Genomic DNA, 11,762 nt, shown 5'->3' with positions numbered 1-11,762 from the left:
ATGAGATACCTATCGCTGATAAACTCTTTTTTCAACGGGCTGTTTTTTACCTTGCGTATACGGGTAAAGAACCGTCGATTAGCCACTTCTTTATTACCGTATAGCTTATGTATTTTACTCAGTGCCTGTAACATAGCCAAGCATTTACCATCGAATGAGCGGTTGTACATGGGTACCGATATTACTATTCATGCCGATTCAACCGTTTCGGCCACGGAGCAAGCTGGCCTGAAAGAACAGTTAACAGCCCTGGCTCGCCCTCGTCCCAATAAACAGCTCTTTGGCTATCCCTACAAAGTTGGTTTGTACTACCTGTTCGGAGAGCCCAAAAAACCGAAAGGGTTCCGGTCGTGGTTCCGGAAAAAATTTGGGCAGGAGCCTGTATTGGCCAGCGCTAAAGCCATCACCTCCAATATTCCGGTTTTCAAGGCAACCTTGCAGAATCAGGGTTATTTCGGGTCTGATGCTACCGGAAAGCTAACCGAAGATGGCTATAAGGCGCGTGGTGCTTATGAGGTAGATGTTAAACAGCGCTTTTTGATCGATTCAGCGGGCTTTCTGGTTGACTCCACCCCCGTTCGTAAAGCATTGCTGGCATCGGCCCGACGAACGGTTATCAAAAAAGGCGATCCTTATGTGTTCGACAACATCAAACTAGAGCGCGAACGCATTAGTCAGTCCATTAAACAACGTGGCTTTTATTATTTTCTGCCTGACTATATCGCTGTAATTGCCGACAACGATACGGCACGGCACCGGACAAAATTGTATTTCGCGATTAAGCCCGATATGCCCGAAGCCGCTGGCGTTCCCTATTACATTCGCGATATTTTCATTTATCCGAATTATAATCTGTCGACCGCCAGAAATGATACGAATCGACGACGGGCTTATACAACAGAAGAGCAATTCCAGGTTATCGACTCCACCCGACGGTTCGATCAGAAATTGTTTCGCGACATTGTAACGGTGAAACCCCATACGCGCTACAACAGCCGCATGCAGGACCTTACCCTTTCCCGGTTCATTAATGTCGGTGCGTTTAAATTTGTGCGTAACCGATTCGAGCCTGACCAACAGGGCGACTCAGCCGTCCTGGATGTCCATTATTACCTAACGCCCTATCCGACAAAATCGGTACGGTTGGAGATTGATGGAACGTCTCGTTCGAATAACTTCAACGGTACACAGGCCATCGTGAGCTGGCGAACCCGAAATGCTCTCAAACGAGCAGAATTACTGACCATTAATGCCAATGCCGGGATTGAATTTCAGGTCGGCGACGCTGGTGAGGGGGTAACTAATTATCGCTTTGGCCTCGATGCAAGCCTAAGTTTTCCACGACTGGTAGCTCCCTTCCGGTTCAAATATGATCAGCGGCAGGCCCTACCTAAAACAAATGCAACCATTGGTTATCAGACAATCCTTCGAGGGGGGTTGTATCGGATTAATTCAGCCCAAACAACCTTTGGGTATGCCTGGCGACAAAATCAACAAGTTGAACACGTTTTTCAGCCGTTCAATATTAACTATGTGTTTGTTCCCCTAAATCAGGTCACCGACCGCGTTTATGAAATTCTTGCGGACCCTGATGTTGCTCCTATTGTAAAGCAGCAGTATACCAACACGGTTTTCCGATCCGATCAGCTCATTTTAAGCTCTTTATACACGTTTAATTTCAACTCCCCAATCCGTTCACTCTCCCCTACCAGCTATCGGATAAGTGCTAACGCAGAAGTGGCGGGCAATCTGGCGAGTCTTTTCTTCCGAAAGCCGTTAGAAAATGATGATCGGAATGGAATTTTCGGGGTCCCTTACGCACAATACCTCCGACTCGATGTTGACGGGCGATTGTATCGTAAGTTAACCTCAAAAATAACCTGGGCGAACCGCCTGTTTGCGGGCGTCGGGATTACGTATGGTAATTCAAAAGGCAAATCATTGCCATTTACCAAACAGTACTTTGTTGGAGGGAGTAATAGTATTCGCGCATTCCGGCCAAGAGCCATTGGACCCGGCTTGTTCACGCGCGATACCTTACGGAATGTTCCCATATTTCAGGACGGCGGTGGCGACGTTAAGCTGGAGGCTAATACCGAACTCCGGGTTAAATTCAACAAGTACCTCGAAGGAGCTGTTTTTGCCGATGCCGGAAACGTCTGGTCGTACTCAGACATAACCACATTTGGTCCTGAAGCCCAGTTTCCCAAACGGTTTTACGAACAGATTGCCATCGGAACGGGGGTCGGTGTTCGGATTGATTTATCGTTCTTTCTGGTCCGCCTTGACATTGCCACTCCCCTACGCAAACCTTACCAGACAGACGGCAGTGAGTGGGTCATCGATAAGATGGCCTTCGATAAAACCGACTGGCGCAAGCAAAATCTGATATTTAACATTGCCGTAGGTTATCCGTTTTAGTAGCCTGGACGTCCACGTCCGGGTGATCAACTTACTCCCGAACGTGGACGTCCAGGCTACTTCAATACCGGCCTAAGCACTTCCCAAACCGTATTAGCCACAATTTTATGCCCGGCAGGGGTTGGGTGAATACCGTCGGGCTGATTCAGTTTCGGGATGCCGCCAACGCCTTCGAGCAGAAAGGGAATCAGAATAAGCTTGTTCTTATCAGCCAGTTCTTTAAATAGCTCCCGGAATTCTTTCGAGTACGATGTTCCCATATTTGGCGGAATCTGCATGCCAGCCAGCACAATAGTAGCCTGCGGACTTTTCAGCCGAACGGTATCGACGATGGCCTGTAAATTCTGGCGGGTGGCAGAGAGAGGAAGTCCTCGTAATCCATCATTCCCGCCCAACTCCAAAACGAAAACGCTTACCGGCTGACGCATCACCCAGCTAATCCGGCTTTTGCCACCGGCCGTGGTTTCGCCACTCAATCCTGCATTAACAACCGTGTAGTTCAGTCCAGCGGAGTCTATCTTCTGACCTACCAACGCCGGAAAGGCCTGCGACGGCTCAACGCCATACCCAGCTGTCAGGCTATTGCCATAAAACAGCACAATTTGTTTTTTGGTCGTGGCAACGGATTTCGATTCAGGTTGCGTGGCTGTTGTAGTCGTTGCAGTTGTTTTTGTATCGGATGAACCACATCCCCAGACCGTTAGGAGCGTCAGCAGGCCGCTTATCACAGAATAGGTCGTTTGTCGATTTAGGCAGAACTTCATTGGTTTTATGACGGTTTGATTTAAACACAGAGAACACTGAGGATTCCACGGAGTTCACAAAGCCTTTCTCCTCTTCTTGTTCTCCGTGTAAATCTCCGTTATCTCCGTGTTTAGAACAACCTTTTGTTTCAATGAGTATTCTGCGCGTCGAAAATCTTACTAAAACATATTCAAGTGGTGGCCGTGAGCTGACCGTACTTCATAGTGTAAACTTCACCCTCGAACCCGGCGATACCTTCTCGATTGTTGGTCCATCAGGAAGTGGCAAAACCACTTTATTAGGCTTGTGTGCCGGATTAGATCGGGCTTCATCGGGCAGTGTTTACCTCAACGATATTCGGCTCGATACACTCAATGAAGATCAACGGGCCGCTATCCGTAACCAGCACGTCGGATTCATTTTCCAGAACTTTCAGTTATTACCCACACTCACGGCGCTCGAAAACGTGATGGTGCCGCTGGAGTTACGGGGTGAGAAAGGAGCGGCTAAAACAGCGCAATCGCTGCTCGACCGAGTCGGTTTAGGCCAACGCGGACACCATTATCCAACCCAGTTATCGGGCGGTGAGCAACAGCGCGTTTCACTGGCTAGAGCCTTCGCGAATCGTCCTAAACTGCTCTTCGCCGACGAACCAACGGGAAATCTGGATGCCGATACCAGCGCGACTGTTGTCGACCTTCTTTTTGAACTCAACCGCGAGGCTGGCACCACGCTCGTTCTCGTTACGCACGATATGGAATTAGCCGCGCGAACGCAGCGCATCATTCGTATTAAGGGAGGTATGGTAGTCAATGATAGAATGACCGAATTATTGAATGATTGAATAAATAGGCAAGATCACTTTCTATTCACCGCTTCGGCGGCCCGGTCATTCTATCATTCAATCATTCAACAGTAGATGAACACCTCTTGGCTCTTCCGAATGGCTTGGCGCGATAGTCGCCGGAGCCGTCAACGATTACTCTTATTCATGTCGGCTATTGTGCTCGGCATTGCGGCTTTAGTCGCTATAAATTCCTTTGGCGACAACCTTGCCCAAAGCATCGACGATCAGGCCCGCGAACTTCTGGGTGCCGATCTCACGGTGTCCTGGTCGCGCGCGCCATCGCCTAAAACACAGCAGTTATTAAAAACGACAGGCCGTGATCGAGCGTATGAAGTCTCGTTTGCGTCGCTGGTGTCTATACCTAAAACTGGAGGTGTCCGACTGGCGCAGGTAAAAGGGCTACAGGGTAACTTTCCATATTATGGGACCTGGGAAGTGCAGCCGGCATCGGCTATTCAAACGTTCCGGCAGGCCGCCGGTCGTGTGGCCTTAGTCGATGATGGACTTTTGGTGCAGTTAGGTGCTCAGGTTGGCGATTCAGTTAAAGTAGGAAATCTGTCATTTTTGATTGCAGGTCGCGTGACTAAAACGCCCGGCCAAGCTGCCATTGCCGCTACTGTTGCGCCAACGGTCTTCGTTCCTAGTCAATTTCTGGCCAATACGGGATTGTTACAGCGAGGCAGTCGCGTGGCCTATAAATATTATTACCAGTTTGCGCCGGGCACCGATGTGGAGAAATTCGTAAAAACGGTTTCGGGTCGATTGGATAAAGAAGGGGTTAACTACGACACAGTCGAAGGTCGTAAAAAACAAACCGGCCGTTCCTTTGGCGATCTCACCAAATACCTAAGCCTGGTTGCCTTTGTTGCCTTGTTGCTTGGTTGCGTAGGCGTTGCCAGTTCGGTCCAGTTATACGTAAAAGAGAAAGTAACGTCGGTTGCCATCCTGCGTACATTGGGCGCTAGCGGTCGGCAGGCATTTCTGATTTACCTGCTCCAAACGGCTCTAATGGGGTTGATTGGGGCAACAATTGGGGCGCTGGTTGGGTCGGTCGTGCAGTTAGTATTACCCCGTATTTTTGGAAATTTCCTACCGATCACCGTCGAAACGTCTTTGTCGGGGCCAGCTATTCTGGGGGGTATCGGTACGGGTTTATTAATTTCAATCCTGTTTTCGCTGCTCCCTCTACTGGCTATCCGGAACGTTTCACCCTTGCGAACGTTGCGGACATCGTACGAAGACGACTTAAGCGGTCGCGACCCGCTGCGGTGGCTTGTGTATTTACTCGTTATTGGCTTCATCGTTGGGTTCGCCTATTTACAGACGAAAAACCTGATGCTGGCGCTTGGCTTTACGGCTGGTTTAACCGTGGCGTTTGGCATTCTGACAGCTCTCGGCCTGGGGCTCATCTGGCTGGTTCGCCGATTCTTTCCAACATCCTGGAGTTATGTATGGCGACAGAGCCTAGCCAACCTTTATCGGCCCAATAATCAAACGCTTATTCTGGTAATGTCCATAGGACTAGGGGCTTTCCTGATTGCCACGCTCTACCTTACGCAGGGCTTGTTACTCGGGCGAGTAGAGTTATCAGGAAGCGGTAAACAACCGAACATGGTACTGTTCGACATTCAGAATGAGCAACTTAGTGGCGTTCGATCGCTGGTGACTGGTCAGAAATTACCTATTTTACAGGAAGCGCCCATTGTTACGATGCGGCTGTCGGATATCAATGGAAAAACGAACGAATCGATCCGCAAAGATACAGCGTCCAGACCTCCGAAGTGGGCGTTTACCCGTGAATACCGCGTTACGTACCGTGATTCGTTGATCTCGTCAGAAAAACTGGTATCAGGCAAAGCGCCATATCAGGCCGACGGCAATGTGTACGTATCCATCGACAAAGACTTCTTCGAGCGAATGCACCTTAAGCTTGGTGATACGTTAAATTTCAACGTGCAGGGAGCGCCTATTCAAACCATTGTGGGCGGTACCCGCGAGGTTGAATGGAATCGGGTGCAGACTAATTTTCTGGTTGTTTTTCCGGCAGGTGTACTGGAACAGGCTCCGCAATTTCATGTACTGATGACCCGAGTGCCGGACAACAACGTTTCAGCTATACTTCAGCGCAACCTTGTCAGTCGATTCCCGAACGTATCGGCTATCGATCTCGGTCTGATCTTAAAAACGGTTGATGAAATTCTGGCGCAAATTTCGTTTGTGATTCAGTTTATGGCCTTGTTCAGCATTCTGACCGGACTATTGGTACTCGCCAGCTCGGTAGTTATCAGCAAATACCAGCGCCTGCGCGAAAGCGTATTGCTTCGAACACTGGGGGCCAGTCGGGAACAGATTTTGAGCATTACGGTTGTCGAATATGGCTTACTGGGGCTTTTATCGGCACTATCGGGCATTCTGTTGTCGATTGTAGGCACCTGGGCCTTAGCCCGATTTGTGTTCGAAGTCCCCTATCGCCCCGATGCAGTTCCCCTACTTATCGTTACAGCAGTAGTAACCATTCTGACCGTGCTCATCGGCGTCTTCAACAGCCGCGACGTATTGACAAGACCACCCTTGGATGTATTGCGGGCCGAAGCGTAAACAAGTCTAACAATTTGCGTTTCGGCACAAAATAATTAGCATTTTTGCCGCATCTACGGTTCGACTTATGGCTATTAGACACGTATCGATAGGCAAAGAATTTCCTTTGTATGTTGACAATGAAGACGCCTGGCGAGTCGATACGGCGGCCCAGCTTTGGGCTGTTGCTGATGGTGCGGGTGGAACAGGATTATATGCGGGCGAGTGGGCGCAGTTTTTGGTTGAGCAGGTGCCTGCTCAACCATTCAGGGAGGTTGCTGAGGTCGCTCAATGGTTAACTGATCAATGGGGTCGTTTTTTTGATGAATTTCAGGCGCAGGCAGGCGCCAATTATCTGACCGAACTAAAGTTTCTTAATGAAGGCTCCGGGGCCACGCTCGCCACGCTACATCAGCAGGGCTCTTTACTGCACTGGTCTGTATATGGTGATGCCCTGGTGTTGTCTTTCAATCCAGCAACAGGGCAACTCCTAGCGTCGAACCCAGCCTTAAGCCAATTTACGGAAGCCCCTTATTTGCTAAACTGGTTGCTCCCCTGCTCGGCAGAAGGGTTCCGAAGAGGTACCTGGATTAAAGAGCCCGGTCAGCAAATTGTGCTGTGTTCTGATACCCTGGGGCAGTATTTACTCATGGGATATAAAGCACTTCAGGGCGACCAGGACGAATTAGCCATCGTAAGTCAGTTGCCTACCGGCTTGGGTACCAGAGCCGTAACTCACCAAGCCTTTTGGCAAGCTGAAGCAGGCAATTTTAATGAACAGGTATGGCAGCCACTCTGGCAAGCCCTGGCGTCGACCGACACGTTTCTGCAACATACCCAATACTTACGTTCGGCTCAATTACTTGGGGGGGATGATTATACCTGTATTTTGATTGAATTCTGATCTCACATGTTGCCTTCTATCAGCGAATACATACAGTCCATCGAACTCTCCGGCGAAACCTTAAATCGGTTGAGGCAGCTGGTGCCCGTTCGAAAGGCAGATGGGCAGGTCTATTTCAGTAGTGGAAATTTTGCCGTGGTCTTTCGCATGCAGGATAGTCAAACGGGCAAACAGGTTGCCTTGCGTTGCTTTCTGCGAGAAGTTCCCGGCCGACGGGAACGGCTTCGGGCCATTGCACGCTACCTAACCGAAAACCCATCGGACTATCTGCTCCCGTTTACCCTTCACCTGAACGAAATCTGGGTCGACACTCGCTTTGGTAAAGAACACGAATTCGACGTGGTGGTGATGCCCTGGGTAGAGGGACAAACGCTGAGTCAGTATGTGGCCGATTGTTGCCGTAACCAGCAACACCAAAAGCTTACCGCACTGGCTCATCGGTTCGATGAACTGGTGCGATGGCTGCTCAATCAGCCAATGGCCCATGGAGATTTAAAAGCAGATAACATTCTGATAAGACCCGATGGACGATTGATCCTTATTGATTACGATGGCTGTTTCGTACCCGCACTGTCGGGCAAGGAGGCTACCGAAACAGGCACCCTGCCGTATCGGCACCCTGCCCGAACGCCCGCTCACTTCGACCGTCATCTGGATGATTTCAGCTTGCTCGGCCTTTCTCTTGAACTCCATGCCTTGAGTCTGTCTCCGGGATTGTACACCGATAGCGATACATTACTACTCAGCCTAAGTGTCGTTAATGACCCCTTCCATACTGACCAGTGGAATCTGTTTCGTCGGTTATCGTCGGCTAACGTATCACTCCGGGCAAGCCTGTTGGAGCACGCTATCCATTGCGCCCCCAAACCTATTCCTGGTCTCATGGACTTGCTCCATATGCCAGAATCTGACTCCGTTACGATAACCACAAGGCCAGAGACACTTATTCCATATCTTCAGAAAAGGCAGTGGCGATTCGTTAATCAGTCGGGTGAATTTGTCGGGTCTGGCGAATGGGAAAGTGTTGCCCCTTTTACGGAGGGGCTGGCTCCTGTTCGGAAACAGGGCAAATGGGGATTTTGTAATGTACAGGGGCAGTTAGTCATTGATTGTCAGTTTGATGAAGTCCGGGAATTCAGAGCCGGTTTGGCGGTGGTTCGGCAATTAGGTAAATATGGATTTATTAACCCGGAAGGGCAGCCAGTTATCCCCTGTGCCTATGACGAAATCGGCTATTTTGCCGAAGGCCGCGCGCTGGTCCGTCAAAACAATACCTATGGCTTTATTGATGAACAGGGCGAATTGGTCATTCCCTTCCAGTTTGAGTCGGCCGCGCCCTTTGCCGAAGGATTGGCCAGGGTTAAATTAGGCGGAAATTACGGCTTTATTGATGTAGCAGGCACCTTGCAAATACCCTGCGAACTACCCTTTGCAGACAGTTTTTCGGAGGGTTTGGCCGCTGTTGAAAAAAACGGACAGTTTGGGTACATCAATCAGGATGGACTGCTCACGATTCCGTACCAGTTCGACTTAGCCGGTATTTTCGCCGAGGGCCTGGCTTCGGTGAAAAAAGCGAGAAAAATGGGCTTTATCAATCACGAAGGGGCACTCGTCATTCCCTTCGAATTTGATGAGATTCTGTTCAGTTCGGCTTTGCCCTTTACCGAAGGGCTGGCGTTGGTTCGAAAACGAAATTTATTCGGTTATATCGATAAGCAAAACCAGCTCGTCATTCCCTACCAATTTACCGATGCAGATAATTTTTCGGAGGGGCTGGCCGCTGTTCAGCTAGGGGGCAAATGGGGCTACATCAACCAACAGGGCGACCTCGTCATCGCTTGTACGTTAGATCACGCTTATCGTTTTCATAATGGATTGGCGCTGGTTCGCAAGAATAACCGGCTGATCTACATTGACCAGACTGGCCATATGTACTGGGATAAGATATAAACGAATTTACGTCAATTAAACACAGAGACACGGAGAGCACAGAGATTTAAGTAGTCCTGCATAAGTACTATGGCATTTTACCCCACCCCCGGCCCCTCCCCTGAAAACAGGAGAGGGGTTGGGGTGGGGTAAAATACAACAAATCAATCAGGCCAACTTGTTGAATAGGGCAACCCATTTCTGAACCGTTTCTGCCTGGAGTCTGGATGCCATACTGTCAAAAGTTTTAGCCACGTTTCGGGCGAGGGTCAAGCGCCAGTCTCCAGGTAAGGTGTATCCATTAGCGGCAGAAAATGATTCCATCTGACGGACAATAGGTTGATCAGGAAGTGCCAGATAATCAAAGTCATCCGTTTCCATACCGCGGTACATCCGGGAAAAATGGCGGGCCATATCATGAACAGGAATTAAATCCTCCAGCGTCTGTTCTTCCGTAGGTGACTCGCTCAGCGTGATGATCCGTGTAGGCAATTCTTTATATCCCGTGTGGCGTAAGCTTTGAGCTACTGTATGCCCTGAAATCGTACCCTCAAGCAGTACATAGGGCATCGACCCAAGTTGTTGAAACAGTATCTGCGATAAGGGTTCCGTATCGGATAACGAGGGTATAAACAAAAGGTCTTTGGTGGGTGGATGTACGCCCGTTTTCAACAAATAAGATTGAATGAGTTGCAGGTAAATCTGACTGGCAACGTCATTCACCAGAACAGGTAAGCGCGCGGTCAGCAACTGTTCTGATATACCTAAATGTAAGGCGGCCTGTATTGGATAAAACGACGCGCTGGCATCCGACTTGCCTACCCGGTAATCGTTGGAAATAACCGAGTCGCCATGAGGACCCACGTACACCATTTTAAGGTTATTGAGCATCCGGCTACCGATCATGAAAGGCGAATGCGTTGTGTAAATAAGTTGGTTACTATGAGAAAGAGACTGAAGAAACGTCAACAGATCCTGCTGAGCAACGGGATGCAGAGAAAGACCCGGCTCATCAAGTAACAAAATACAGTTGGAATGGCCGTTGGCCTGCTCGGCCCGGAAGGTTAAAAAGAAGCTAAAGAACCATTGCAGCCCTTTACTGCGTCCGTCCAGCTCAATTTCTTCAGTACGTTTTTCGTCGCTTACCCAAATCCGAAAGTGGTTCCCGTCTGCCTGAAATCGAAAGCGATAAGTTGCCTGATGCCACCACTCCTGAAACGCCTTCGTGAGCTGAACAGAAGCCGCCTGAAGGATAACTTCCCGTTTCTTTTTGTTTTCCCGTTCCTGATCAACTGTAGTTTCTGGCGCAGTTTCTACCACTGTACTATCAATCCGACCGTACGAATCGCGAGTGATGACCCGTGTCTGGCTCACCTCTGATCCTAATTCCAGAATTTCCTCTGGTCTTAACTTCACGAAGTCAAACAGCACCTTTAACGTTCGCACTCTGGCCTGTTCCCGTAAACCAAGATCCTGTCGGATACTATTCTGGATAACATGGGGGAGGTAAATTTCTGCATCCAGATTGCCATATTCCGAGTAATAGACAAAGCGTGGCAATTGCTCCAGAAACAACTGCTGCTGATCGGCTGATAGTACAATCCGCTTGTTGTTCAGCAAGCGGGCAATGTTTTCGAGGGGGGCTTTCAGGTGTTCGTCGGCAAAAAGCCGGAACGGTTGCCGACGGGAATATTTAGTCGTAATAAATTCATCGATCTGCGCGATCAGGTTATACACATCATACTCACCTAGACTGCCTGATTCTGGTAGAAGTGCGATCAGTCGATCCGTAAACTCCCGGAACTCCTGTAAGATTTCTTCCTTGTCCTTGATAATCAGATCGCTTGTCAGATACTTTTCCAGAAAGGCGCTGAGTAGCGTATGGATATATTTGTTGGGATACTGCGCAAGAAAAGAAGCCGGGAAATTGACATCGTATAAGCCCGTGTAGAACCGAGCTACCTCAACCGTTGCCAAAAGCTCCGTCGAATAGCCTAATGTTGACGCCAATTGCTCCCGAACCAAGGGGGCTATGGTAAAGGTTGCCCGAATGAAAGGCTCCGTAGCGGAGTTCGTATCGTAGCTGGCGTATTGTTTCCGTGGGTAATCCGTCAACGGGTCAATGCGTGCCTCATCAGCCGGATTTAATTTATGCAACGCAACCAGCAGGTTTGTTTTACCTGATTCATTCGTACCTACCAGACAGGTACAATCGCTTATATCTAGCTCACCCGAATCAACAATCGATCTAAAATTAGTAACCCGGAATGATTGCAATATAAAGGGCATTACGTAATGGATTTTAATTGTCAACGCTAAACGACGCTACAACTATAGACA

General features: G+C 49.2%; 7 protein-coding genes. 5 read left to right on the top strand and 2 right to left on the bottom strand.

All coding sequences use genetic code 11. The annotated features are described in order from the left end of the window. Nucleotides 1-2,421 carry a translocation and assembly module lipoprotein TamL gene (tamL, locus tag H3H32_RS34995; RefSeq protein ID WP_182460321.1) on the top strand — a complete coding sequence of 807 codons (2,421 nt, stop codon included), beginning with the start codon at nucleotides 1-3 and terminating at the stop codon, nucleotides 2,419-2,421. 56 nt (nucleotides 2,422-2,477) lie between these two features. On the opposite strand, the gene H3H32_RS34990 is transcribed toward tamL, so the two are convergent. Then, nucleotides 2,478-3,185, bottom strand: coding sequence for an arylesterase (locus H3H32_RS34990; protein WP_182460320.1), 708 nt, complete (start codon nucleotides 3,183-3,185; stop codon nucleotides 2,478-2,480). A gap of 131 nt (nucleotides 3,186-3,316) precedes the next feature. On the opposite strand from H3H32_RS34990, the gene H3H32_RS34985 reads away from it, so the two are divergent. The 4 genes from H3H32_RS34985 (at nucleotide 3,317) to H3H32_RS34970 (ending at nucleotide 9,443) form a co-directional block, all read left to right on the top strand. Continuing rightward, nucleotides 3,317-4,009, top strand: coding sequence for an ABC transporter ATP-binding protein (locus H3H32_RS34985; protein WP_182460319.1), 693 nt, complete (start codon nucleotides 3,317-3,319; stop codon nucleotides 4,007-4,009). A gap of 99 nt (nucleotides 4,010-4,108) precedes the next feature. Continuing rightward, the gene (locus H3H32_RS34980; RefSeq protein ID WP_182464578.1) at nucleotides 4,109-6,610 is read left to right on the top strand and encodes an ABC transporter permease; all 2,502 of its coding nucleotides are present in this window, start codon (nucleotides 4,109-4,111) and stop codon (nucleotides 6,608-6,610) included. Nucleotides 6,611-6,677: 67 nt separating this feature from the next. Beyond that, entirely contained in the window at nucleotides 6,678-7,493 is an 816-nt protein-coding gene (locus H3H32_RS34975; RefSeq protein WP_182460318.1) for a hypothetical protein, read from the top strand. 6 nt (nucleotides 7,494-7,499) lie between these two features. Beyond that, a complete protein-coding gene (locus H3H32_RS34970) occupies nucleotides 7,500-9,443 on the top strand; it encodes a WG repeat-containing protein (protein WP_182460317.1) in 1,944 nt (647 codons plus the stop codon). A gap of 147 nt (nucleotides 9,444-9,590) precedes the next feature. On the opposite strand, the gene H3H32_RS34965 is transcribed toward H3H32_RS34970, so the two are convergent. Further along, entirely contained in the window at nucleotides 9,591-11,711 is a 2,121-nt protein-coding gene (locus H3H32_RS34965; RefSeq protein WP_182460316.1) for an AAA family ATPase, read from the bottom strand. Between the last annotated feature and the right edge of the window lie 51 nt (nucleotides 11,712-11,762).

It is taken from the genome of Spirosoma foliorum (assembly GCF_014117325.1).
In the GTDB taxonomy this organism is placed as follows: Bacteria; Bacteroidota; Bacteroidia; order Cytophagales; family Spirosomataceae; genus Spirosoma; species Spirosoma foliorum.
The sequence above is the reverse complement of the archived record's forward strand: the minus strand, read 5'-3'. Positions and strand labels throughout refer to the sequence as shown.